The sequence below is a fragment of the Formosa sp. Hel3_A1_48 genome, assembly GCF_001735715.1.
Lineage (GTDB): Bacteria > Bacteroidota > Bacteroidia > Flavobacteriales > Flavobacteriaceae > UBA3537.
On sequence record NZ_CP017259.1, the window covers coordinates 1,944,293 to 1,966,674 of the forward strand.

Consider the following 22,382-nt stretch of genomic DNA (forward strand, 5'->3'; position numbering starts at 1 on the left):
CGTTAAAACCCCCTTTTTTTGTTTTCAATAAGGGTAGGGATGGTTTCTTTTGTGGTTACCAAATAACTGTTATAACGTGCTCTTATACCTCGAACAAGCTTATCAAAATATCTATTGTTGAGACGTTTGTAAACCGCATAACCACGAAATTTCACATAAGTTTGTATGATAAAAATCCATTCCCAGCTGCCATAATGTGCACACATTAAGACAATGCTTTTATTTTGCTTTTCAAATTCTTTAATAAGCTCAATATTGGTGAATTTAAAACGTGCTTTCATGTCTTCAACACTAATGCTCATCGATTTTATAGCTTCTAAAATCATATCACACAGGTGGTGGTAAAATCGTTTTGTAATAAGTTGGCGTTCAGCTTCTGACTTTTCAGGAAAAACAAGTTTCAAATTTTCTTGTACAGTTTGTTTTCGATAACCAACAATGTGGTAAAGCACAACATACAAAACATCAGAAACAGCATACAACAAACGAAATGGCAAGATGGAAACAAACCAAAGTAAAGGATAGATAAGCACGAAGGCTAATAATTGCATAAATTAAGCTTAAATTTACATTGCAAAGATAATTTATTTTAAGTGATTTAATAACTTTAGTTCATGAACATACACACCTTAGTCATTATTGCAGCAAATCTTTTTATTTCGTTACGCGGATTTCGAGACTACTCATTTTTTGAACAGTACAAATTTAATGTTGGTGCTTTACGAAATGGAGAAAATAAACGATGGATTAGTTCCGGTTTTTTACATGTTGATTGGCAACATTTCATATTTAATATGTTTACGCTTTATATTTTTGCATCCATAGTCATTAATCAATTAGGGGTGTTTAATTTCTATTTGGTTTATATAGTAAGTTTACTCTCTGGTAATCTTTTTTCATTTTATTTTCACAAAAATGAATCTCGATACAGTGCGGTAGGTGCTAGTGGAGCTGTTACGGGTATACTATATGCTGCTATATTGCTTAATCCCGGGATGAGCTTATATCTTTATTTTATACCCATACCAATTCCTTCGTATATAGTTGGAGTGGGGTATTTGCTGTTTTCGATTTACGGCATGAAAACACGTTTGGGAAACATTGGACATGATGCACACTTTGGTGGAGCCGTTGGAGGCTTTTGCCTGACACTTATTGTTGCACCTTGGGTACTTGAAAATCAACTTTGGGTTGTATTATTGCTGGCAGCACCCATAGGATTACTGATGTTTCTAAAAAAGAATAACAAACTTTAGTCGAGTAGCTCAGCTATTTTTGCTTCTAATCCTCGACCTCTTAATCTTTCAGCTAATATGATTCCTTTATCGTCTATGATAAAGGTAGCCGGAATAGATGAAACATTATAAAGCTTTGCTACTGGGTCATTCCAAAACTTCAAATTAGAAACATTATACCAAGTCAGTTTATCTTTAGCGATCGCATCAATCCAGCGCTGCTTTTGATTTTGGCGGTCTAATGAAACACTGATAATTTCTAATCCTTTGTCGTGGTATTGTTCATACAAACGTACATAGGTTGGGTTTTCTATGCGGCAGGGTTTACACCAAGAAGCCCAAAAATCAATAATGGTAACTTTCCCCTTAATAGCACTCATGGTGATGGCTTTACCATCTGGGTTTGGCGCAGTAAAATCTGGAGCTTTCTCTCCTACAACTATACTATTAGCTGCACTCGCAATATCAATTCTTTGCTGAATTTTCTGTGCGATTATTTTATTATAATTTTTGCTTAATAGATCATTGTTCATCAAAGCTAAAATTTCTTTAGTTTTAGAAACATCAAATGTCTGTTGAGCAGTAATACCTTCTAACAACATTAGCGAGAAGTCAGAATTAGGAAATTCCAATAGAAAATTAAAACCAAAGTTTTTCAATTCTTCTCTTAAGCTATTGTTACGCTCTTGAATACGCTCAATTTCCTCGGGCTTTTCTCTAACCGAAGCGTATTCCTTTCGTAGAGCGCTCAATTCATCAATTAGTACAGCGTAACCAGATTTGTATGCATTAAAAATGTCGTTGTTATCCCCACCATCTACAGTAGATTTTTGAATACTATCCTTATAAGCAACAACATTAATTTCTGCTGATTCCAATACAAAAAACACTTGTCCGCGAACTCCATCTATAGCAAGTGAGCGCATTTCGGGAGTAAGAACCTCTCCTTTAAATAAAAATCGTCCACCCATGGCAATAGCAGTATCAACAGCTGTTGCTGACCTGCCATTATCGTTGCGCATTATGTAAGCACGAACCCCGTCTAATACGCCATCTGCTTCAACATTTACAGAGTAGGTTTGCTCTAGTTTATCTGTAGATTTACAGCCTAAAAAGAGTGCGAAAAAGCAAAACAATAAGAATTTATACATAATTTTCATAGGATAAGATTTTCTGCAAAAATAAATTAAATTTTAATACACCCTTGGTTTGAAGTAATATTAATATTTTTGTCAAAAGTTTGAATATGACCAATAAGGACACCATTATTGCTCTTGCCACTGCATCTGGAGCTGGTGCCATCGCAGTATTGCGTGTTTCAGGACCAAAAGCGATAAGTGTTTCTAATACACTGTTCAAATCTATTCACGACAAAAATCTTTTGAATCAACCAACGCATACGGTGCATTTGGGGCATATTGTCGATGGTGATCGGGTTTTGGATGAAGTGCTGGTGAGTATTTATAAAAATCCACAATCTTATACTGGAGAAGATGTCGTCGAAATTTCGTGTCACGGTAGTAGCTATATTCAGCAACAAATCCTACAGTTGTTTATAAGAAATGGCTGTCGTTCGGCCAATCCAGGCGAATTTACTTTACGTGCTTTTCTAAATGGAAAAATGGATTTAAGTCAGGCTGAAGCCGTAGCCGATTTGATTGCAAGTGACAGCGCAGCAGCGCATCAAATTGCAATGCAACAAATGCGTGGGGGTTTTAGTTCTGAAATCAAAAAGCTTCGAGAGGAATTGCTCAATTTCGCCTCTTTAATTGAATTGGAATTAGACTTTTCAGAAGAGGATGTAGAGTTTGCCGATCGTCGCCAATTTGAAGACCTTTTGCAACGCATTGTGAAGGTTTTAAAATACCTTATTGATTCTTTTTCGACAGGAAATGTCATCAAAAATGGCGTTCCCATATCAATCATCGGAGCCCCAAATGTGGGTAAATCTACATTACTCAATGCACTTCTAAACGAAGACAAAGCTATTGTTAGTAACATCGCCGGAACGACCCGTGATGCTATTGAAGACGAACTAATCATTGAAGGTATAAAATTCCGCTTTATTGATACCGCAGGAATTCGTCAAACGGATGATACTGTAGAGTCAATAGGCATTAAGAAAACCTTTGCAAAAATGGCTGAATCTCAAGTCATCATTCAATTGATTGATGCTTCTCTAATTTCAAAAGCTAATACAGCTGATATTTTAGCCTCACTCGTAGAAACTAAAGCACAATATCCTGAAAAAGAAACGCTTGTGGTGTTGAATAAAATGGATTTAGCAGACAAAGCATTGCTGTCCAAAGTCTTTTCTGAACTTGAACCATTGCACATGAGCGCAAAAACTGGCACAGGGGTAGAGTTACTCAAAACAAAACTTTTGGACATGGTCCACATGGGCAAACTTCAAAACAATGATACTATCATTACTAATGCCCGCCATTATGATGCGTTAAGGCTTGCTTTAAAAAACATACAAAAAGTACAAGTTGGGATGCAAACAGGGCTCTCTGGGGATTTGTTGGCCATAGACATTCGTGAAGCCCTCTATCATTTTGGTCGCATTACTGGCGAGATCTCTACAGACGACCTATTGGGTAATATCTTTGCTAATTTTTGTATTGGGAAGTAATAAATATTTTTTAACATTAATAATCTATTTAATAAAAAAAAAGCCTGTGATAATTGTATCACAGGCTTTTAGATAGTTATGGTAGTAATACTTATTCTTTGATAATTTTTACAGTTTTACTTTTGTTTTCAGCCTTGATTTTCAGCATATACATACCAGGGTTTAAAGTACTAAGGTCTAATCTGTTGTCGTTTAGTAAATCTGCGTTAGATTTCAGTACTAATTGACCTAATTGATTAAACACTTCAACACTATCTAGCCCTGAAAGGTTATTGATTGTGACCACATCTTTCACAGGGTTTGGACTAACAACTATAGAATTAAGTTGATTATCATTAAAAGATAATACGTTTGAACTTGTTGTAAATGACCAAACAGGGGTATTGGCAGCATCAGCAGAGCCTCCAGCATTTTTGGGCACAACTTGCCAGAAGTACGTTGTTTCTGTACTAAGACCATAAAGTATATAACCGTCATTTGCTGTAGTCTCGCTAATTAAACTTAACGTTGAACTATCAGTACCAAAATAATAATCATAAGCCGTCGGCGCATCACCGGTAATACCTGGAGACCAAGTAAAAACGTAATGTTGGTCGGCAGCGGTAATAGAACCATCATTATTCATATCAGTGTCGTTAGTTAAGTCTACTGTAGCTCCATCTGCTGGATTGGGTGTTGTAGCTGGTGATGGAGCACTAGCATATTTATTAGATAATCCTAGGTCATACAAATACAATCTGTCACCATTATTATTAATCCATACAAAAGCGATATAAATACTAGAACCTTCGTATGCACTAAGGTCTGCACTTAGTGTTGCACTTGGGCTAATGTCAACTTCGGTAAAGGATGTAATTTCAGTAAAACCAGAAGTCTGGTCAGTTGTTGACACTTGTATTGATAGCGCAGAACCATAATTATCAGTAAACTGGTCTTCAACACTGAAGTCTAATTGAGAAGTAGTAGTAGTGATTTCGACCAGTGGTGATACCAGCCAATCTTCACATGATTCCAATCCAGATGATGCTTCCCAAGTTATATACATGAATGGAAGTTCACCAGCATAATAGGTCCATGATTGAGCAGAACCTTCTCCATTTGCTCCAGCATATTCAACCCAGCCGCTTTCTAATGGGCTGGTTGACCAATCAAATTGGGCATAAGAAAAAAAGCCTAAAGTAAAGGCCAGTAATAAAGTAATTTTTTTCATAAATATATTTTTTTAAATTTTGTATAAATTTATGTATTTTTTGTTAAACAAAAAAAACAGATTTAAATTTCAATTATCATTAAATTATTTAGTGTATTTAAATATGTAATTCAATAGATAGGCGATTACATTTGGAATAATTCAAGTCATAAATTCCTAAAACCTTATATTTAACTTGACTATTCAAAACAAAAGTGTTTAATGCTATAGCTTAAACTATTTACAAAAAATTCATAAAAAAAATTTAAATCACAAAAAAAAGCCTACCATATGGTAGACTTTATAATATAATTTTTGTTCATGTAATTATTCTGTTTGTGTAGCAACATGAGCCTCAATCTGAGCTTGCATCCCTGAAACATCCATCCAGTCAGAGAACATGACAACTTTTCCATCCTCATTAAAAGCAATTACAGCGTACCATTTGTTATATATAGTTGCACCTGTAGCAGTGTGAGTGCCTGTCCAAGTTCCATAAACGCGAACTCCATTTGGTTCAGAGGTTGACTCTCCAACTTCGGAGTAGTAAGACCCTCCCCAATAGGCACCCTTAGAATCTATTCCTCCATCTCCAGGTAAAAAGGTTAAATTGTCAAATTCCTCAAAATATTGTTCAGCAATATTAACCATATCGTCTTTGCCTAAAATTTTATTTCCATTCCATACCGGAGGACTCCATTTTACAGTGTCGGCCAAATAAGCTGCAACTAAGCTACTGTCTTCAGTTTCAAAACCTTTGACATGATGTTCCAAAAATGATGTGTAATTTTTTTTAAATGTATCTTTTTGTGCTTCAGTTGGTCCTGTAACAGCATCTTGACAAGATGTCAAAACAATTAGAGTCGTAAATGCTAAAAATAAATTTTTCATATTGTAGTGGTTTAGTTAATAATATATTGCAAAGTACAATCTTTATTTTTAAATCAAAAATGACTGAACTAGAATAAAGATTACTGCCGTAAAACCATCAAATTGGCTTTGTAACCCGTGGTCAATAACCATTGTCCGGAGCCAATAATGCTTCCATTTTCGTCATAAACTTTAAGTTCTGCAGTATTGGGACTAGAAGTCCCTTCATTTAAGGCATAAAACTGTATAGAATTTAGCCCTTCATCCAGTTCTATATCCATCACATAGCCCGAATTTCTAAGAACAATATTAGGGTGAAGCACAACTTTATTGAGCATCAATTTTATACGGTCACCATCTTCATATTCATGGTCACGACATACGATGCGTATGTATTTTGATTTTGTTTTTATGTTGCCCAAATAATAATCTTTTCCGTATTTGGATACATCTTTCTGATTTTCACTAAACTTTTGTTTGATTTCCCATGATGGATCCACCACATCTCGAGGAGCTGAAATACTTCGTTCTCGTTTCGAAAAGCCATCAATGGGCGGGATGCCCATTGTTATTTTTACATCCTTCGTTGTTAATCCTCTTATGGGTGAAAGTTCTAGTATAGATGATGAGTTTTCATCGATCTTTCCTATTTCTTTTGCCTTAATCCGCAATGTTTTTCGTGCTGTTTCAGGTTGCGCATTACATAATTGTAACCCAATAAAAACAAAAATATAAATTAAAAATCGTTGCATATAGGTGCACTGGTTAATGACTGTAAAGATAAACACTTGAAACAAAAAACATACCAATCTTTTTAGTTCATGTAATATAAAGTAGGTTCTTCAAATTTCATATCTTTAAGATTTGTAAATCATTCCAAAAAAAATCTTTTTATTTGCTGTAAAATGACTCAAATGAAGTATAAAATCATTCAAGATTTAAAAAATATTTCTGGTGCGAAATACATCCTAACAGCAAATTGGCACAAAAAAAGGTATTCCAAGGGCTGGCGGTATGGAGAAGGCGAGGCCTTGGCTGTTGCAAAACCAGCTACCTTATTGGAAATTTGGAAGCTTTTGGAGGTTTGTGTTTCACATGATCTTATCGTCATTATGCAAGCAGCTAATACAGGACTTACAGGTGGATCTACGCCTTACGGATATGATTATGACAGGCCAATAGTAATCATCAATACAATGCGTGTCAATGGTATACACGTCATCAATGAAGGACAGCAAATTATTGGGTTGTCTGGAAGTACTTTATTTGGATTAGAGAATCTATTAGAGCCTTATGGTAGAGAACCACACTCTGTAATAGGCTCTTCATGCATTGGTGCTTCTATTGTTGGTGGTGTTTGTAATAATTCTGGCGGAGCATTGGTTAAAAGAGGTCCTGCGTACACAGAATTATCCCTTTATGCCCAAATTACTGATGAAGGCGAATTGGTACTTGTTAATGATATTGGCATAGATCTCGGGAATAATCCTGAAGAGATTTTAACAAATTTGGAGCAGAAGAAATACTCTACTCACCAAATAAAATATCCAAAAAAACGTGCCTCAGATAATACATACCACAAAAGAGTTCGCGATGTAGATGCGGATACACCAGCACGATTTAACGCTGACGGTAGACGATTATATGCTGCGTCTGGTTGTGCCGGTAAGATTGCGGTTTTTGCTGTACGTTTGGATACTTATAAAGCGCCTAAACGCAGTCAAGTTTTTTATGTAGGCTCAAATGCTGCTAACACCTTTACACATATTAGGCGAAGTATTTTATCAGAATTTAAAACATTGCCTTCTTCTGGTGAGTATTTGCACCGTGATTGCTATGATGCAGCCAAAAAATACAGTAAAGACACCTTTGTAATAATCGATAAGTTAGGACCAAATTTTATCCCTAAGCTGTTTGGCTTTAAACGTAAAATAGATTTATTGGCAGAAAAGTTTAGTATTCTACCCATCAAGTTTTCTGATAAGTTAATGCAGTTTCTAAGCTACTTTTGGCCCAATCATCTGCCAAAGCGCATGGAAATGTATCGTGATAAGTACGAACACCATTGGGTTATTGAAATGGCTGATGATGGGATTGATGAAGCCAAATTATTTTTCGCTGATTTTTTTAAATCTAATGAAGGTAATTTTTTTATATGTACCCCAAAAGAAGCAAAAAAAGCACTGCTGCACCGTTTTGTTGCCGCTAGTGCTATTGGACGCTACCACGCGCTGAATCAAAAGGATTTAGGAGAGATGATGTCTATGGATATTGCTTTACCAAGAAATGAAAAAAACTGGTTTGAGCAGTTACCAGAAGCAATGAACGATAAATTTGAGATGAAACTTTATTACGGCCATTTATTCTGTCATGTGTTGCACCAAAACTACATTGTAAAAAAGGGAGTTGATGCAGATGCCCTAAAACAAGAGTTGCTTAAAATTTATGATGAACGAGGTGCTGAATACCCAGCCGAACACAATGTTGGTCACGAATATGCAGCAAAGCCTAGCTTATTTAAATTTTATAAAAAATTAGATCCAACTAATGGATTTAATCCAGGAATTGGAAAAACAAGCAAATTAAAATATTGGAAGTAAATGTTATTTTGCTTTTGGTATGCGGTTTGCCCAAATTATTAAAATAACTAACCCAAATACAATCGTTGCAGCAATTACTTTTACTTGAAGTATTTCTGTAACTTTTAAGAAGTACATAATTACACTGGCATCAATTGTGGCAGCACCCGTGAGCACTAGGATGTTGCGTGCTGTTGTGCTAACTTTTTCGATGTCAATTTTCTTTTTCTTTTCTACCGACATCGTGTTGTAACCCGCCAATAGACTGGGGTGTTTTTTCACCATTAACCCGATAAAAACCAATAGCAAGCCTGTAAAAATAAATCCTTGTAGCATTTTGTGAAATTTACATGCTAAATTTAAGAAATCTAAAACATTTATTCTTTTGTAATTTTTTACTTTTGAAGAAATTAGTAGGGATGAATAACGATTTAGGGAATTATAGAAAGTCTTATGATAAAGGCAGCTTGTTAGAAAGCGGTATTTCAGACAATCCTTTAGAATTATTTCAAAAGTGGTTTTCTGAAGTTGATCAGCATTTTCCACAGGATGAAACCAATGCGATGACTTTGTCTACCCTCGGTTTGGATGGCTTCCCAAAGGGCCGTGTTGTGCTTTTGAAAAAATACACGCAGCAAGGGTTCATTTTTTACACCAATTATGAAAGTGAAAAAGGAAAATCCATAATTGCTCATCCAAAAGTGAGTTTATCATTTCATTGGGCAGGCGCAGAGCGGCAAGTCATCATAAAAGGAAAAGCTGAAAAAATTGCAGCTGATGTTAGTGATGGCTATTTCGAATCTCGTCCAAGAGGAAGTCAATTGGGCGCTCATGCTTCTCAGCAAAGTATTGTAGTCCCAAATAGACACACTTTAGAAAATCAGCTTAAAACACTAGAAGAAAAATTTAAAAACAAGTCCATTCCACGACCAGAATTTTGGGGAGGGTTTATTGTGAAACCTATTGAAATTGAATTTTGGCAAGGGCGAGCCAACAGATTACACGATCGTATTCGTTATCAGCTTCAAAGTGATTTAAATTGGAAAATTGAACGTTTATCGCCCTGAAATATTGATCTTGTTCTCAGCCATGTATACTTTGTGATGTTCCAAGCTTTTTCATGATTTTAGCTTCAAATTTTAATAAGCTTTCCCATTTCTGATCGACTTCAAGCCGATTACCATAGTGACGCGCAAATTTGAGAAACATGGTGTAATGGTGCGCCTCGCTAATCATCAGTTTTTTGTAGAATTTTGCTAATTTTTTATTGCTCAGATGTTCTGAAAGGAGTCTAAAGCGTTCGCAACTTCTGGCTTCAATTAATGCAGCATAAAGTAAGCGGTGTACAAGCTGAGTTGTACGGCTACCGCCTTTAGGGAAAAACGTTAAAAGCTGATGAACATATTCATCTTTACGGTCACGACCAAGAACATATCCGTTTTCTAAAATCAAGTCATGTACCATCTTAAAATGACTCATTTCTTCTTCAACTAAAGCGGTCATTTCTTGTACCAATTCTGTATATTCAGGAAAACTAACAATAAGTGAAATGGCTGTACTGGCGGCTTTTTGTTCACAAAAGGCATGATCGGTCAGAATCTCTTCAAGATTCATTTCGGCGATATTCACCCAGCGTGGGTCGGTAGGAAGTTTTAGGCCTAACATGAGCTATAAATCTAAGTTAAACGTTTGTTTTAATGTTTCTAATGCTGGGTTTTTTTTCAAAAGCTTTGCGTATTTATCTTCAGATGTGTACGCATATTTTTTATCCAAGGCTTCATTTACACTAATTTCCAAGCGTATATTAAAATTGTTTAAAGATTTGCGTAAGAATTGTAATAGATCAAATTGGTTTCGTTCTACTTCAATTTTATTTGTTGAATTAGGAAATTCTAACTGAATCACATCATCATCTGTTAGTTTTGGCGTGTCAATTTTAAGTATTGCAGCGAGGTTATATTTTCCTTTTTTTTCAAGCTTATCCACAAAAGTATCCCAATATTCATTTAATTGGTCTTGAGTAAAAGAATCGGAGGGAAGATCTTCTTCTTTAATCTCAACATCCATTTGTTTGATCTGATGTGCCTTTTTCTGCTGTATACTTTTTAGCGATAAGCCCGAAGCCTGTCTTTTGATTCCTTTTATGACTGGCGCTTCAATTTTTGGTGGATTATACTTCGTTTCGGGTTCTTCAACAGAGGGTAGTTCTGTAGAAGAATTAACAGAATTTGTCTGAGGAATATTTTGGTCCGATTCAGTCTTAGATTCAGAAAGATTCTTATCCTTAAAAAAAGAGGCAGGTATTATGAAGCCCTCAGACTTTTTTTTTTCTCCATCAAAATTGATAGAGGCTAGTTTCATTAAGCAAAGTTCTACTAAAAGCCGTTGATTTCTACTCGTTTTGTACTTTAGGTCACAATCATTGGCAAGAGAAATAGCTTCCTTGAGGAATGTGGGGCTTGTACGTTCTGATTGAAGCTTGTAGCGCTCTTTTGTATCTGCACCAACCTCTAAAAGCTCTAGTGTTTCTGTTGATTTTGCAACATAAAGATCTCTGAAGTGTGAAGCTAAACCTGCAATAAAATGCTGACCTTCAAAGCCTCTAGCTAAAATTTGATTAAATTGAATTAGTAAAGATGGGATAGCGTTGTCTAATATTAGATCAGTAATCTTGAAAAAAGTTTCATAATCGAGTACATTTAGATTTTCGGAAACTGCTTTTCGCGTAAGATTTTTCCCTGAAAAACTTACTACTCTGTCAAATATAGAGAGTGCATCACGCATTGCGCCATCAGCTTTTTGGGCGATGATATGCAATGCATCATCTTCAGCTTCAATATTTTGTGCTTTAGCGACAACTTTTAAATAGTTTTTAGCATCCGTTACTGTTATCCGTTTGAAATCAAATATTTGACAACGTGAAAGAATTGTTGGAATAATTTTATGCTTTTCGGTTGTTGCTAATATAAAAATGCAGTGTTTTGGTGGCTCTTCTAATGTTTTTAGAAATGCATTAAAAGCATTAGAGGACAGCATATGAACTTCATCAATAATATAAACTTTATAGCTTCCGACTTGTGGTGGTATGCGAACTTGATCGGTTAGGTTTCTTATGTCATCAACAGAGTTGTTGGATGCAGCATCAAGTTCAAAAATATTGAATGCGTAGTCCTCATTTTCATCGACAGAACCATTGCTGTTAATCATTTTAGCAAGTATGCGGGCACAAGATGTTTTACCCACGCCACGAGGGCCTGTAAAAAGCAGTGCTTGGGCCAAATGGTTTTCTTTTATTGCATTTTCAAGTGTCTGGGTAATAGCAGATTGACCAACGACATCTTTAAATGTTTTTGGTCTATATTTTAAGGCAGATACAACGAAATTTTCCATCTTTAACAAATTTAAAAATTCGTGTGGAATCTCAATAATTAAAGAGAGATAAAAAACAGACTATTTATTAACAATTTATGTATTTTTGCAGCAAAGCAGATCGCCTTATCGCTATTCGCTTTTGCGACTAGAGGAAAGTCCGAACACCATAGTGCAGCATAATGGTTAACAGCCATCGGCCGTGAGGTTAGGAAAAGTGCAACAGAAAGAATGTACAGGTTAAGCTGTAGTGAAATCAGGTAAACTCTATGCGGTGCAATGCCATGTAAACCAGCGTTTGAGCGCAGCACGTGCAATGCTGAAGGGTAGGCAGCTAGAGCGTATTGGTAACAATACGTGTAGATAAATGATAAGGGCTCTTATGAGAACAGAATTCGGCTTATAGATCTGCTTTTTTTATCTAAAAAAACTAAAACAATTTCCACCGTAGGTTTTTAATTCTTCAAAATGATTAAGATCTTTTAAATCCGTTTGTTTGGCGTGTTCAATAATCAATAACCCATCATTGTTTAGATATTTATTTTCAAAGATAAGTGAACTCATTAACTCAAAACTCTCTATTTCCAATGCATATGGGGGATCAGCAAAAATAATATCAAAAGTTTGCGTATTACGTTCCAAAAATGAAAATACATCACTTTTTAGAACGTCTATAGGCATGTTAAATTCTGCTGCTGTCGACTCAATAAATTTTGTGCATCGAAATTCTTTATCAACAGCCAAAACGGACAATGTTCCTCTAGAACAAAATTCATATGCGATATTGCCAGTACCCGAAAATAAATCAAGTACAGATAAATCTCTAAAATCGTATCGATGCATTAAAATATTAAACAATGCTTCTTTGGCCATATCCGTTGTAGGGCGCACTGGTAAATTCTTTGGTGCCTTAAGTCGTCGCCCTTTGTATGTTCCCGATATAATACGCATCAAAAACTATTTAAAAGCGTAAAGTTATTGGTAGTATCATCAACAGAAAAACGCATTTTGTTCGAAGATAGCAAGGATATATTTCGAATGTATTTGTAAGCTATATCGTAAAACGGATCATTTTTTTTAATGTTGCCCATAAACTTGCACTCGAACTGTTCAGGATTTAGTCCTAATTGTTCAGCGGTAAATAATATGTAGTATATGAAGTCTTCTTTGGCTTGGTATTCAAATCGATTGTAGAGTTTTAATTCATTTTGTTGGGTTACAACCAAATCAAAATAATTCATACCAACATGTACATACATTGACTCGTTGTTGTTGTTTTTTTGGATTTGCAGAATATGATCCAAAGCGATTGTCGTGCTGTGTTTATACTCGAAGCTACCAAATCGTTCAAATATGTAGTTGTTAATGTTTACAAAGGGAATATAAACCACCATAAGGTCTTCGTTTTTTATCACATCATAAGTGATAAAATCGGTTTTGAATATTTTTGTGTTATACTTAAGGTAGTCCGAGAGATGTTCTTCTTCAAAAACTGCGGCAGGGACTAAGGTCATCATTTCATTATCGTGAATGACAGTAGTTTTTGAGAATGACTCTTTCAATTTCTCATTGGTATTGAAAAAGTGCATTAACTGATCTAAAACTTGCTTTGGGGTATTTGTTTTTTCAAATGAATAATTGATTAAATCACGTATAGAATTGTTTTCTAATATCAAAAAAGAAAGTCCATTCAAGCTTACTTGAATGGACAATGAAACCTCTTTTTCAAGGTTTTTATTGATCTTTTGAATAGTTTTTTGGCCAGTTCCCATTTGTATTTACCTCTTCCATTGAACCAACTTTTAATGTTGGTCCGTTAACGCCTTCTACAGAAACAACTTCTTTTTCCTTATTTATCAGGTTTTCATCCTGACCGAATAGTAAAATATCTTTTTGCACTGAGGCTTCAAATACAGGAATGTTTATATTGTTTTGATTTACTAAACCTGTTTGAAGTTTAAATTGCTCGCCTTGTTTTCCAACAGGAACATTCATCATTGTTTTATATCGTGGGTCTGCACCAAACAAAGAGTCTTTTACAGCAACATATCCAAGGGTGTCAATGATAACAATATCTTTGGTAGTATCAACTCCATAACGACGAGTCAATACTTCGTCTATAATTGTAGAATCACGACGCTGTGTAATCGTAAATTTTTCGTTTTCAATAAAATTTACCAATGAGTCCCAGTTATTTTGAAATACACCAGTTACAGTTTTGTGTGCAAGTTGAGCATCTCTAATATCTTTAAGATTTTCTATAGCAATCTTGTAGCGCTTTTCTTTGAGTTGATTAAATTGAATTTCTCCATAGACAGACATAAAAGTAATGTAGCCTAAAAAGATGATTATAGCCCAAAGGCTAATGAGAATTGGGGTTTTGAATTTTTTTGGGATAAAGTTGTCGATTGCCCATACAATCAAAATAGTCAAAAGTATGACCGCGATAATTGAAATAATAACCATGTTTTTTGTAAAATTAAATTCAGACCAGACAAATCTACAATTTTTTTTTATTCATTAAAGTGAAAGCACGCAAAAATCATTCTTATATTTGAACAAAAAACTCCTCTTCCCAATTTTATGACAGCATCAGAATTTTATAATCTATTGAAATTGGGATTTCCTTTTGCACCAACATTAAAGCAAGATGCTGGCTTGCAACAACTTGCAACATTTATTACCTCTTCATCCAAACAACATGTTTTTTTACTGAAGGGCTATGCTGGTACAGGAAAGACTACCATCATAGGGACTTTGGTCAAAAATATATGGAAGGCCAATAAAAGCGCTGTTCTTTTGGCCCCAACTGGAAGAGCTGCAAAAGTAATTTCGACCTATGCATCAACCCAAGCTTTTACAATTCATAAAAAAATATACATACCGCGAACAGATAAAAGTGGCAAAATATCTTTTGTATTGTCTCCGAACAAACATAAAAACACTCTATTCATAGTCGACGAAGCTTCTATGATTTCGGATCATTCAAATCAAGGTGGCTTGTTTGGAAGTGGCGCGCTTTTAGACGATCTACTGCAATTTGTTTACTCTGGTATCAATTGCAAACTACTCTTGATGGGGGATACCGCCCAATTGCCACCAGTTAAACTTGAAATTAGCCCTGCTTTAGATGCTGCTAAACTCGAGCTTAATTACAACAAAACTACTCAAGAGATTGAGCTTGATGAAGTTGTACGTCAAGCGCAAGATTCAGGGATACTATTCAATGCAACTTTATTAAGAGAGTCTATTTCAAATCAATTTTTTGATAATTTTAAATTTAAAATCAAAGGGTTTAAAGATATTATTCGATTAGATGATGGTCATGAAATTCAAAATGCACTAAGTGAATCTTACAGTGCTAACGGATCAGAAGACACTGCCTTAATTGTTCGTTCAAACAAGCGTGCTAATGCATACAATCAACAAATTAGATCACGAATATTATTTAACGAGCACGAGCTAACAGCTGGAGATTTTCTTATGATTGTCCGTAATAATTATTTTTGGTTAAAGCCAACTAGTACTGCTGGGTTTATTGCCAATGGTGATATTATTGAAGTCTTAGAACTGTTTAGTATTAAAGAGCTTTACGGATTTAGATTTGCTGAAGTTAAGATTCGCATGGTTGATTATCCTAAAATGAAGCCATTTGAAACTGTTTTGATGTTAGATACCATAAGTTTAGAAACGCCCTCATTGCCTTATGAAAGGGCCAATACACTATACCAAGAGGTTCTTAAGGATTATGCCAATGAAACTTCTGGTTACAAAAAATTTATTGCCGTTAAAAAGAATAAATACCTCAATGCATTACAGGTTAAGTTTTCCTATGCAATTACTTGTCACAAGTCACAGGGAGGTCAATGGGATACGGTGTTTGTTGAGCAGCCCTATCTACCAAACGGTATTGATGTCGACTATCTTCGTTGGCTATATACCGCACTAACAAGAGCCAAGGAAACCTTATATTTGATTGGTTTCAAAGAAGATTATTTTGAAATATAAACTAATCTTTAAATATTTATATTTAAAAAAATAGTAAATTTACTTTCATTAATTATGTCTATGAATGTCATCGCAATGATTCCCGCACGCTACAGTGCTAGCCGTTTTCCTGCAAAACTCATGCAAGATTTAGGTGGTAAAACAGTGATCTTGCAAACGTACCTAGCTACTGTGAATACAGGTCTCTTTGATGCAGTATACGTTGTAACAGATAGTCAAATCATTTTTGATGAAATTGAGCGCAACGGCGGTTCAGTGCTTATGAGTCAAAAGCAACACCAGTCGGGAAGTGACCGAATAGCAGAAGCCATAATCGATATTCCCTGTGATATTGTTGTTAACGTTCAAGGAGACGAACCTTTTACAGAACGTGAAAGTCTATCAAAATTATTGTCAGTTTTTAAACACGACGTAGGCAATGAAATCGACCTTGCATCCTTGATGGTCAGAATTGATGACCAAGAAGAAATTCACAACCCCAATTGTGTTAAAGTTATAACTGATAAGAATAATTTTGCTCTTTATTTTTCACGCAGTCCTATCCCGTACCACAGAGATAAGGAAATAGACGCCCACTATTTTAAACACAAAGGCGTATATGCTTTCCGAAAAAAACCTCTTTTAGATTTTACTAAATTGTCTAATGAAAATCTTGAAGTTTCTGAGAAAATCGAGTGTATTCGTTTTTTAGAACATGGTAAAAAAATCAAAATGGTTGAAACCCATGTCGCAGGAATAGAGATTGACACAGCTGAAGATTTAGCCAAAGCCAAGAAGTTATGGCAATCAAATATAAACCCTTCCCAAATCTAAAACTATGAATTTTAAAAATTTCCCTATGGTATCTAAGGTCGTATTCGGCCGAGGTAGTTTCAATCAAATAAACGAAATTATTGAACCGAAGCGCTTAAATGAACGTGCTCCGTTTATTTATTTAATTGATGATGTTTTTGAATCAAATACAAGTTTAACTTCTCGAATATCTTTACTCTACGACGATTATATTATTTTCATTTCTAGTGAGGAAGAACCCAAAACCACTCAAGTCGATACTTTAGTTGAAGACATCATTTTAAAAACAAAAGCAATCCCATCGGGCATCATAGGAATTGGAGGCGGAACCGTTATGGATCTAGCTAAATCTGTTTCTGTTATGTTAACCAATAACGGTTCAAGCGAGGAATACCAAGGCTGGGATTTACTGAAATATCCTGGTGTATACCATGTTGGTGTTCCTACAATTTCTGGAACTGGTGCAGAAGTATCGCGAACTGCTGTTTTGTCTGGATCGAAGCTAAAATTAGGCTTAAATAGTGATTTTACACCCTTTGATCAAGTGATTCTAGACCCAGAATTAACTAGTGGTGTGGAAAAAAATCAATGGTTTTATACCGCCATGGATTGTTTTATTCACTGTGTAGAATCGCTTAATGGCAATTTTATAAATTCTTTTAGTAAAAGCTATGGAGAAATGGCATACGAGTTATGTCATGAGGTATTTTTGGGAAATGATAGCTTTGAGGAAATGCAAGATAAACTCATGATGGCATCTTGGCATGGGGGGATGAGTATCGCATATTCTCAAGTTGGTGTAGCACATGCCTTGAGTTATGGGTTGTCTTATGTGTTAGGGATTAGGCATGGATTGGGTAATTGTATAGTTTTCAATCATCTCGAAGAATTTTATGCTAAAGATGTGACTTTATTCAAACAAATGATCGATAAACACCAAATTTCTCTACCAAAAGGAATTTGCAAATCAATCAGTCAACAACAGCTCAACAAAATGATTGACGTAGCCATGAATTTAAGCCCGCTTTGGGAAAACGCAATTGGTCCAGATTGGAAATCTGTAATCACAAGGTCAAAGTTGGAAAAGTTATACCTAAAAATGTAATGATTAAATATATTTCTAAGCTTATATATTACAAGTTATTGGGGTGGAAAACTACGGGTTTTAGTGATTTCAGTCAGGTTAAAAAAGCAGTAATTATCGCTGTACCACACACAAGCTGGCATGATTTCTATATTGGCGTATTATTGCGCTCTGTTTTGGGAATTCAAGCAAATTTTGTTGGAAAAAAATCACTTTTTAATCCCCTTACAGGGTGGTTATTTAAAGCTCTCGGAGGTGCTCCTGTTGTTCGTAAAACCAACGAAAAGCAGGTCGATGCAATTGCACGTCTGTTTCAAGAAAAAGGGGAATTTCGAATGGCTATTGCTCCAGAAGGTACACGAAAGAAAGTTGAATCCTGGAAAACAGGATTTTATTATATCGCCAAAAAAGCAAAAGTACCCATACTTATGTTTACTCTTGATTTTAAAAATAAAGAAAATAAGTTTTCTGAGCCATTTTACCCAACTGATGATGTTGAGGCAGATTTTAAATTTATGCGTAAATTTTATGAAGGTGTAGTTGGAAAGGTTCCTGAGTATTCCTAATCTTCGTGCATAGAATGGTACACATTCTGAACATCATCGTCTTCTTCAAGTTTTTCTAGTAATTTTTCAACTTCCAGAACTTGTGCTGAATCCAATTTTTTTGTGCTTTGCGGTATACGCTCAAATCCAGAGGATAGTATTTCAATTTGTCGCTTTTCTAATTCCGATTGTATGGCACCAAAACTTTCAAAAGGGGCATAGATCAAAATCCCATCCTCATCTACAAAAACCTCCTCTGCGCCAAAGTCAATAAATTCTAATTCAATTTCCTCAGGGTCAAGCCCTTCTGCATTAATCCTGAAATTACACGTATGATCGAACATAAAAACAACAGATCCAGAGGTGCCTAGGTTGCCATTACATTTATTAAAATAACTCCTAACATTAGCTACAGTTCTAGTGTTGTTGTCTGTAGCTGTTTCGACCAGCACCGCTATACCGTGGGGAGCATATCCTTCAAATAAAACTTCTTTATAATCACCTTGACTTTTGTCGCTAGCACGCTTTATAGCACGCTCTACATTGTCTTTAGGCATGTTAACAGCTTTCGCATTTTGAATTACAGCACGTAATCTGGAATTGTTTTCTGGGTCAGGACCACCTTCTTTAACAGCCATGACTATATCTTTTCCTATTCGTGTAAAAGCTTTGCTCATTGCTGACCAACGTTTCATTTTCCTCGCTTTGCGGAACTCAAATGCTCTTCCCATTTTTTTAAAATTTTGATTGTAAAATTACAAATGCTTTTTTTAAATTCAAATTAAGCTTTGTATTAATAGCTTCTTTTAATTTCTTCAAATAAAGAACTGCTTTCAAAAAGAAGATGTTTTGGCAATGTATTGTACTTGGGTATTACAGCAAGATAGCGTTCATCGTTGGTCGTGTAAACAAACTTATATTTTGAGTGATTTAGACGTAAAACGCGCATTAAATCCTTAATAAAGTCTTCGTGCGGCACAAGATCTGAACTCCCACAATGATATATACCGTATTTATTTCTATTTATGATGTAATGTACCAATTGAGTGATTTTGCTGTCCCAGCAAACATTCATTATTAGATTTGGAAAAAGCTCAATGAATTCATCTAAATCGTGTAAGGTTTTAAGCTCTTGGACTCTTGGAGAACGAATACCAAAAACCATGGGCAAGCGCAAAATGACAATTTGCTTTTTAGGTAATTTCAATAACTGTTGTTCAACGCGAATTTTAAAATGACCGTAAATACTATTACTTAGCGTGGTGTCATTTTCATAGCTAGGGTATTTACTGTAAGCATCAAAAACATTAGAGGATGAAAGATAAATTATCCGTACTTTTTTATTTGCTTTTGCATACTGAAAGAGATGTTGATGAACAATTAATTGGTATGCAAACGCTCCACGTAAAGCGGAAATAATCACATCGGGTTTTAGAACATTAAGGTGCTGAACAATATCATCATCTTCAAAGTTGTAATTAAAAAAATGCTTATTTGATTTGAATTTTTTTTCTGAAGAACAATAGGTGCCAAAGGTTTTGAAATACGGCGCTAATTCTTTGTAAATTGATTGCCCTAAAAATCCACTTGCACCCAATATCAATACCCGCTTTTTTTTAGGTGCCATAAACTCTAATTATCCTTTATAAAAAGGTAGCTTTATCACTTTAGCTAAAACAATTTTTTTTCTGATTTTTATACCAATTTCAGTACCTACCTCAGAAAATTCACTGCGCACATAACCCATACCAATACCCTTGTTAAGTGAAGGAGACATCGTACCCGAAGTTACAGAGCCAATAACAACCGCATTAGAATCTACAATAGGGTAGGACTGCCTTGGAATTCCACGATCTTTAAGCTCAAAACCAACAAGTTTCCGAGTGACTCCATTAGCCTTTTGTTGCGAAAGTGCATAATCGTTGGTAAATGACTTTGTGAATTTTGTAATCCATCCCAAGCCAGCTTCAATTGGAGAGGTAGTTTCATTGATATCGTTTCCATACAAACAGTACCCCATCTCTAATCTAAGTGTGTCTCTTGCAGCCAATCCTATTGGTTTAATACCATATTTTGCTCCAGCTTCAAAAACTTGATTCCACAATTGTTCGACATCGGTATTTTTGCAATAAATTTCAAATCCACCACTTCCAGTATATCCAGTAGCAGAAATAATAACGTTTTGAATTCCAGCAAAATCAGAAATTTCGAAATGATAAAATTTGAGCGCTTTCAAATCAACGCTGGTAAGAATTTGCATAGCCTCAATAGCCATAGGTCCTTGTATGGCTAATAGGGAATAATCATCACTGATGTTAGTCATCTTTGCACCAACATCATTATTAGCACTAATCCATTGCCAATCCTTTTCGATGTTGCTGGCATTAACAACTAAGAGGTAGGCGTTTTCTTCCAAACGGTAAATAATAAGATCATCTACAATACCACCTTTATCATTGGGCAAACAACTGTACTGCGCTTTACCAATGCTCAAAATTGATGCATCATTAGAAGCTACAGACTGTATAAGTGCTAAGGCATTTGGACCTTCAATTAAGAACTCACCCATATGAGAAACATCAAATACACCAACCCCTTTGCGAACGGTTAAATGTTCTGCATTTACACCTTCATACTGAACAGGCATTTGATAACCAGCAAATGGAACTAATTTTGCACCAAGTGCCTTGTGAATTTCATAGAGCGCTGTTTTTTTCATAAGATCTATTTGAATACAAATTTAGGTAAATTTTATTCAAATTTGATGCTTAGAAGTTCAATAAGAACGTTTTAAATTGAGAATAATCCTCAACATAAATAGCTGATTTTTCTTTTTCAATAACCGCCTGAATTTGAGGAGGTAAAGCAATTTTTTCTGGAATCACAGCTTCAACAACATCCAAAAATTTTGTGGGATGTGCAGTTTCCAAAAAGATGGTTTGCGCTGCTGGATTTTTCTCTCGGTAAGATTTACAGCCTAAATACCCTACAGCTCCATGCGGATCTGCAATGTAGCCTGAGCCTTTATATATTGCTGAAAGCGCTTCTTTTGTTTGTTCATCGCTAAAGCTATACGCAGTTAAGTTGTTTTTTAATGCTTCAAAATTGTTGTCATGCAATTTTTGAATGCGTACAAAATTACTTGGGTTTCCAACATCCATTGCATTGCTTATGGTTTGGATTGAAGGTAGTGGGGAGTACGTATTGGTTTTAAAATAGCGCTCAACAACATTATTGGCATTATTAGAAGCGATAAAATGAGCAAATGGAAATCCGAGTTTCTGTGCTAGCATCCCAGCACATATGTTTCCAAAATTACCACTTGGAACAGAAAAAACAATTGGTTTATTTTTTGATTTTAGCTGTTTGTATGCAAATAAGAAATAAAACATTTGTGGCATCCAGCGTGCAATATTGATTGAATTTGCAGAAGTAAGCGCCATTTTCTCTGTTAAGTCATCATCTAAAAAAGCTCTTTTTACGATGTCTTGACAGTCATCAAATGTACCATCAACTTCTAAAGCAGTAATATTTTGACCAAGTGTGGTTAATTGTTTTTCTTGTACATGACTAACTTTTCCGCTGGGATACAAAATCACTACTCGAACGCCTTTTACGCCTAAGAACCCACTGGCTACGGCACCACCAGTATCGCCAGATGTAGCTACTAAAACAGTTACTTCTTCATTATTATCTTTATTAAAATAACCTAAACAACGCGCCATAAAACGTGCTCCTACGTCTTTAAAAGCCATTGTAGGACCATGAAAAAGCTCTAAAGTAGAAATTCCTTCTTCGATTTCTACTACAGGGAAATCAAAGCTTAAAGTCTCCGAAATGATTTGCTTCAAATCATATTCAGGGATTTCTGGACATATAAACTGTTTAATGGATTGAAATGCAATCTCTGCATCGGAATAATTTTCAATCGAATCCAAAAACGACGCCTCTAAAGGCTCTATATGTTCTGGAAAATACAAGCCCTTATCAGGTGCTAACCCTTTTCGTACTGCTGTTTCAAAGGTTGCTATTGGTGCATTATTATTTAGACTAAAATAATTCATCTAGTATTTTGA

The 22,382-nt window shown here is 35.3% G+C and carries 23 protein-coding genes and 1 other RNA gene; 9 read left to right on the forward strand and 15 right to left on the reverse strand.

The window, feature by feature from the left end; translation table 11 throughout:
• Positions 1 to 2: 2 nt before the first annotated feature.
• Positions 3 to 551, reverse strand: coding sequence for a lysophospholipid acyltransferase family protein (locus FORMA_RS09430; protein ID WP_335583342.1), 549 nt, complete (start codon positions 549 to 551; stop codon positions 3 to 5).
• A 63-nt stretch (positions 552 to 614) separates the two neighbouring features.
• Here FORMA_RS09430 and FORMA_RS08800 point away from each other — a divergent pair, with 63 nt between their 5' ends.
• On the forward strand, positions 615 to 1,256 hold the full coding sequence (locus FORMA_RS08800) for a rhomboid family intramembrane serine protease (RefSeq protein WP_069675316.1): 642 nt from the start codon (positions 615 to 617) through the stop codon (positions 1,254 to 1,256).
• On the opposite strand, the gene FORMA_RS08805 is transcribed toward FORMA_RS08800, so the two are convergent.
• Positions 1,253 to 2,386 carry a TlpA disulfide reductase family protein gene (locus tag FORMA_RS08805; RefSeq protein WP_197500761.1) on the reverse strand — a complete coding sequence of 378 codons (1,134 nt, stop codon included), beginning with the start codon at positions 2,384 to 2,386 and terminating at the stop codon, positions 1,253 to 1,255. The two genes, FORMA_RS08800 and FORMA_RS08805, sit on opposite strands and share 4 nt — an antisense overlap.
• A gap of 95 nt (positions 2,387 to 2,481) precedes the next feature.
• Here FORMA_RS08805 and mnmE point away from each other — a divergent pair, with 95 nt between their 5' ends.
• The gene (mnmE, locus tag FORMA_RS08810; protein ID WP_069675318.1) at positions 2,482 to 3,870 is read left to right on the forward strand and encodes a tRNA uridine-5-carboxymethylaminomethyl(34) synthesis GTPase MnmE; all 1,389 of its coding nucleotides are present in this window, start codon (positions 2,482 to 2,484) and stop codon (positions 3,868 to 3,870) included.
• A gap of 91 nt (positions 3,871 to 3,961) precedes the next feature.
• Here mnmE and FORMA_RS08815 read toward each other — a convergent pair whose 3' ends face one another.
• The 3 genes from FORMA_RS08815 to FORMA_RS08825 form a co-directional block, all read right to left on the reverse strand.
• Positions 3,962 to 5,080, reverse strand: a complete 1,119-nt coding sequence (locus tag FORMA_RS08815; protein ID WP_069675319.1) for a T9SS-dependent choice-of-anchor J family protein — start codon at positions 5,078 to 5,080, stop codon at positions 3,962 to 3,964.
• A gap of 306 nt (positions 5,081 to 5,386) precedes the next feature.
• The gene (locus FORMA_RS08820; RefSeq protein WP_069675320.1) at positions 5,387 to 5,950 is read right to left on the reverse strand and encodes a hypothetical protein; all 564 of its coding nucleotides are present in this window, start codon (positions 5,948 to 5,950) and stop codon (positions 5,387 to 5,389) included.
• 80 nt (positions 5,951 to 6,030) lie between these two features.
• The gene (locus FORMA_RS08825) at positions 6,031 to 6,681 is read right to left on the reverse strand and encodes a hypothetical protein (protein ID WP_069675321.1); all 651 of its coding nucleotides are present in this window, start codon (positions 6,679 to 6,681) and stop codon (positions 6,031 to 6,033) included.
• Between the two features lie 162 nt (positions 6,682 to 6,843).
• On the opposite strand from FORMA_RS08825, the gene dld reads away from it, so the two are divergent.
• Entirely contained in the window at positions 6,844 to 8,529 is a 1,686-nt protein-coding gene (gene dld, locus FORMA_RS08830) for a D-lactate dehydrogenase (protein ID WP_197500762.1), read from the forward strand.
• 3 nt (positions 8,530 to 8,532) lie between these two features.
• On the opposite strand, the gene FORMA_RS08835 is transcribed toward dld, so the two are convergent.
• Positions 8,533 to 8,844, reverse strand: coding sequence for a DUF3784 domain-containing protein (locus FORMA_RS08835; protein ID WP_069675323.1), 312 nt, complete (start codon positions 8,842 to 8,844; stop codon positions 8,533 to 8,535).
• 83 nt (positions 8,845 to 8,927) lie between these two features.
• Between FORMA_RS08835 and pdxH the strand changes: the two genes are divergently transcribed.
• On the forward strand, positions 8,928 to 9,575 hold the full coding sequence (gene pdxH / locus FORMA_RS08840; RefSeq protein ID WP_069675324.1) for a pyridoxamine 5'-phosphate oxidase: 648 nt from the start codon (positions 8,928 to 8,930) through the stop codon (positions 9,573 to 9,575).
• A gap of 16 nt (positions 9,576 to 9,591) precedes the next feature.
• Here pdxH and FORMA_RS08845 read toward each other — a convergent pair whose 3' ends face one another.
• Together FORMA_RS08845 and dnaX are read right to left on the reverse strand one after the other, a co-directional pair.
• Positions 9,592 to 10,173, reverse strand: coding sequence for a tRNA-(ms[2]io[6]A)-hydroxylase (locus FORMA_RS08845; RefSeq protein WP_069675325.1), 582 nt, complete (start codon positions 10,171 to 10,173; stop codon positions 9,592 to 9,594).
• Between the two features lie 3 nt (positions 10,174 to 10,176).
• The gene (gene dnaX, locus FORMA_RS08850) at positions 10,177 to 11,898 is read right to left on the reverse strand and encodes a DNA polymerase III subunit gamma/tau (RefSeq protein ID WP_069675326.1); all 1,722 of its coding nucleotides are present in this window, start codon (positions 11,896 to 11,898) and stop codon (positions 10,177 to 10,179) included.
• A gap of 92 nt (positions 11,899 to 11,990) precedes the next feature.
• Between dnaX and rnpB the strand changes: the two genes are divergently transcribed.
• Positions 11,991 to 12,296: RNase P RNA component class A (gene rnpB / locus FORMA_RS08855), an RNA gene on the forward strand.
• Here rnpB and rsmD read toward each other — a convergent pair.
• The 3 genes from rsmD to FORMA_RS08870 are packed head-to-tail and all read right to left on the reverse strand — an operon-like array spanning position 12,295 to position 14,343.
• Positions 12,295 to 12,828, reverse strand: coding sequence for a 16S rRNA (guanine(966)-N(2))-methyltransferase RsmD (rsmD, locus tag FORMA_RS08860; protein WP_069675327.1), 534 nt, complete (start codon positions 12,826 to 12,828; stop codon positions 12,295 to 12,297). The genes rnpB and rsmD overlap by 2 nt on opposite strands.
• Positions 12,828 to 13,649, reverse strand: coding sequence for a DUF3822 family protein (locus FORMA_RS08865; RefSeq protein WP_069675328.1), 822 nt, complete (start codon positions 13,647 to 13,649; stop codon positions 12,828 to 12,830). The genes rsmD and FORMA_RS08865 overlap by 1 nt, the downstream gene beginning before the upstream one ends.
• The gene (locus FORMA_RS08870) at positions 13,612 to 14,343 is read right to left on the reverse strand and encodes a hypothetical protein (RefSeq protein WP_231924988.1); all 732 of its coding nucleotides are present in this window, start codon (positions 14,341 to 14,343) and stop codon (positions 13,612 to 13,614) included. Before FORMA_RS08870 ends, FORMA_RS08865 begins: the two co-directional genes overlap by 38 nt.
• Positions 14,344 to 14,460: 117 nt before the next feature.
• Between FORMA_RS08870 and FORMA_RS08875 the strand changes: the two genes are divergently transcribed.
• Genes FORMA_RS08875 through FORMA_RS08890 form a run of 4 tightly spaced genes read left to right on the forward strand, consistent with a single transcriptional unit; the run spans position 14,461 to position 18,327 of the window.
• On the forward strand, positions 14,461 to 15,885 hold the full coding sequence (locus FORMA_RS08875) for an ATP-dependent DNA helicase (protein ID WP_069675329.1): 1,425 nt from the start codon (positions 14,461 to 14,463) through the stop codon (positions 15,883 to 15,885).
• A gap of 60 nt (positions 15,886 to 15,945) precedes the next feature.
• Positions 15,946 to 16,698 carry a 3-deoxy-manno-octulosonate cytidylyltransferase gene (kdsB, locus tag FORMA_RS08880; protein ID WP_069675330.1) on the forward strand — a complete coding sequence of 251 codons (753 nt, stop codon included), beginning with the start codon at positions 15,946 to 15,948 and terminating at the stop codon, positions 16,696 to 16,698.
• Between the two features lie 4 nt (positions 16,699 to 16,702).
• Positions 16,703 to 17,782 carry an iron-containing alcohol dehydrogenase family protein gene (locus FORMA_RS08885; RefSeq protein WP_069675331.1) on the forward strand — a complete coding sequence of 360 codons (1,080 nt, stop codon included), beginning with the start codon at positions 16,703 to 16,705 and terminating at the stop codon, positions 17,780 to 17,782.
• Positions 17,783 to 17,784: 2 nt separating this feature from the next.
• Positions 17,785 to 18,327, forward strand: a complete 543-nt coding sequence (locus FORMA_RS08890) for a 1-acyl-sn-glycerol-3-phosphate acyltransferase (protein ID WP_069675498.1) — start codon at positions 17,785 to 17,787, stop codon at positions 18,325 to 18,327.
• Here FORMA_RS08890 and FORMA_RS08895 read toward each other — a convergent pair.
• From FORMA_RS08895 to thrC, 4 genes are all read right to left on the reverse strand, one after another.
• Positions 18,324 to 19,037: a YebC/PmpR family DNA-binding transcriptional regulator gene (locus FORMA_RS08895; protein ID WP_069675332.1), complete on the reverse strand. Its 714-nt coding sequence runs from the start codon at positions 19,035 to 19,037 to the stop codon at positions 18,324 to 18,326. The two genes, FORMA_RS08890 and FORMA_RS08895, sit on opposite strands and share 4 nt — an antisense overlap.
• 62 nt (positions 19,038 to 19,099) lie before the next feature.
• Positions 19,100 to 19,933, reverse strand: coding sequence for a sugar nucleotide-binding protein (locus tag FORMA_RS08900; protein WP_069675333.1), 834 nt, complete (start codon positions 19,931 to 19,933; stop codon positions 19,100 to 19,102).
• Positions 19,934 to 19,942: 9 nt separating this feature from the next.
• A complete protein-coding gene (gene gcvT / locus FORMA_RS08905; protein ID WP_069675334.1) occupies positions 19,943 to 21,025 on the reverse strand; it encodes a glycine cleavage system aminomethyltransferase GcvT in 1,083 nt (360 codons plus the stop codon).
• A gap of 49 nt (positions 21,026 to 21,074) precedes the next feature.
• On the reverse strand, positions 21,075 to 22,370 hold the full coding sequence (gene thrC / locus FORMA_RS08910) for a threonine synthase (protein WP_069675335.1): 1,296 nt from the start codon (positions 22,368 to 22,370) through the stop codon (positions 21,075 to 21,077).
• Positions 22,371 to 22,382: the final 12 nt, after the last annotated feature.

Coding starts and splice junctions, on each gene's coding strand:
- mnmE (WP_069675318.1), top strand. CDS start 2,482: ATGACCAATAAGGACACCATTATTGCTCTTGCCACTGCATCTGGAGCT.
- FORMA_RS08800 (WP_069675316.1), top strand. CDS start 615: ATGAACATACACACCTTAGTCATTATTGCAGCAAATCTTTTTATTTCG.
- FORMA_RS08820 (WP_069675320.1), bottom strand. CDS start 5,950: ATGAAAAATTTATTTTTAGCATTTACGACTCTAATTGTTTTGACATCT.
- FORMA_RS08895 (WP_069675332.1), bottom strand. CDS start 19,037: ATGGGAAGAGCATTTGAGTTCCGCAAAGCGAGGAAAATGAAACGTTGG.
- FORMA_RS08875 (WP_069675329.1), top strand. CDS start 14,461: ATGACAGCATCAGAATTTTATAATCTATTGAAATTGGGATTTCCTTTT.
- rsmD (WP_069675327.1), bottom strand. CDS start 12,828: ATGCGTATTATATCGGGAACATACAAAGGGCGACGACTTAAGGCACCA.
- dld (WP_197500762.1), top strand. CDS start 6,844: ATGAAGTATAAAATCATTCAAGATTTAAAAAATATTTCTGGTGCGAAA.
- pdxH (WP_069675324.1), top strand. CDS start 8,928: ATGAATAACGATTTAGGGAATTATAGAAAGTCTTATGATAAAGGCAGC.
- FORMA_RS08865 (WP_069675328.1), bottom strand. CDS start 13,649: ATGGGAACTGGCCAAAAAACTATTCAAAAGATCAATAAAAACCTTGAA.
- FORMA_RS08900 (WP_069675333.1), bottom strand. CDS start 19,933: ATGGCACCTAAAAAAAAGCGGGTATTGATATTGGGTGCAAGTGGATTT.
- FORMA_RS08815 (WP_069675319.1), bottom strand. CDS start 5,080: ATGAAAAAAATTACTTTATTACTGGCCTTTACTTTAGGCTTTTTTTCT.
- FORMA_RS08825 (WP_069675321.1), bottom strand. CDS start 6,681: ATGCAACGATTTTTAATTTATATTTTTGTTTTTATTGGGTTACAATTA.
- FORMA_RS08805 (WP_197500761.1), bottom strand. CDS start 2,386: ATGTATAAATTCTTATTGTTTTGCTTTTTCGCACTCTTTTTAGGCTGT.
- FORMA_RS08885 (WP_069675331.1), top strand. CDS start 16,703: ATGAATTTTAAAAATTTCCCTATGGTATCTAAGGTCGTATTCGGCCGA.
- thrC (WP_069675335.1), bottom strand. CDS start 22,370: ATGAATTATTTTAGTCTAAATAATAATGCACCAATAGCAACCTTTGAA.
- gcvT (WP_069675334.1), bottom strand. CDS start 21,025: ATGAAAAAAACAGCGCTCTATGAAATTCACAAGGCACTTGGTGCAAAA.
- dnaX (WP_069675326.1), bottom strand. CDS start 11,898: ATGGAAAATTTCGTTGTATCTGCCTTAAAATATAGACCAAAAACATTT.
- FORMA_RS08835 (WP_069675323.1), bottom strand. CDS start 8,844: ATGCTACAAGGATTTATTTTTACAGGCTTGCTATTGGTTTTTATCGGG.
- FORMA_RS08870 (WP_231924988.1), bottom strand. CDS start 14,343: ATGGTTATTATTTCAATTATCGCGGTCATACTTTTGACTATTTTGATT.
- kdsB (WP_069675330.1), top strand. CDS start 15,946: ATGAATGTCATCGCAATGATTCCCGCACGCTACAGTGCTAGCCGTTTT.
- FORMA_RS08845 (WP_069675325.1), bottom strand. CDS start 10,173: ATGTTAGGCCTAAAACTTCCTACCGACCCACGCTGGGTGAATATCGCC.
- FORMA_RS09430 (WP_335583342.1), bottom strand. CDS start 551: ATGCAATTATTAGCCTTCGTGCTTATCTATCCTTTACTTTGGTTTGTT.